The following is an 820-nucleotide window of genomic DNA, read 5'->3' on the forward strand; positions in this document are numbered from 1 at the left end:
TTCATGAACGTGTCGTTCTGGTCGAGCTTCAGCTTGTCGACGACCACGGCGGCAAGCCGCGTCGAGGTCAGGATCTCGATCTGGCTCAGGATGGCGGAATCGGTCTGCATGGTTGTCGACGTCGCCGAAATGTCGTCGACGATCTTGTTCAAGCCCTCGTCGATCAGCACGCTGGCGATCGACTGATATTTGGGCGGCGTTGTCTGCAAATAGAGCAGGCCCAGGAAGAGACCGATGACGGCACACACGGCAACCACCTTGGCCTGCCGTGCGGCCATGCCAAGCAGCCGCTCGATATCGATGAAGTCTTCGCCGTCTCCTGCGTCCGAATTCGGCAATGGCATCCTCTTGTCGAGAGGAAAGTTGGCATAATTCATCTTCGGTCCAATTCTAGAGCCGGTCCTATTCCGATTGATCGCAATTGGCTCTATCTTACTGTTTCAACATGATCTTTTCCGGAAACCGGGACCCACTTTCAGGGATCATGCCTTGGCTTGCAGGCGCCTCGAAGATCGGGAGCATCGCCAGAGCAATGCAAGCGTCGTGCCAGACGGAGAGAACCTGCCGGCCCCTCTTCGCCGGCCATCCGACGATACTCCCGAAAGATGGGCATTATGCGGCTTCTTCCTGGCGTTCATGCGACCGGACGAACTCCTGAAGCATCTCGAAAACCGGACCCTTCATGTCGTCGCGCGCCAGCGCGAAGGCGATGTTGGCCTGGATGAACCCTTCCTTGGAACCACAGTCGAACATGCGGCCGAGGAAAGGCTGGGCGAAGAACGGCTGATCCTTCGACAGACGAACCATGGCATCCGTCAGT

Annotated in this window: 1 protein-coding gene and 1 pseudogene; both read right to left on the reverse strand. The window is 57.4% G+C overall.

Features of this window, described 5'->3' with window-relative positions:
• Nucleotides 1–377, reverse strand: a 377-nt coding sequence (locus EN994_RS23965; protein WP_245466071.1) for a Wzz/FepE/Etk N-terminal domain-containing protein, incomplete at its 3' end; no start/stop codon positions are given.
• A 235-nt stretch (nucleotides 378–612) separates the two neighbouring features.
• Nucleotides 613–820, reverse strand: a pseudogene (locus tag EN994_RS23970) (UTP--glucose-1-phosphate uridylyltransferase); the annotation flags it as partial.

Origin of the sequence: Mesorhizobium sp. M7A.F.Ca.CA.002.09.1.1 (assembly GCF_003998555.1) — a bacterium.
GTDB lineage: Bacteria > Pseudomonadota > Alphaproteobacteria > Rhizobiales > Rhizobiaceae > Mesorhizobium > Mesorhizobium ciceri.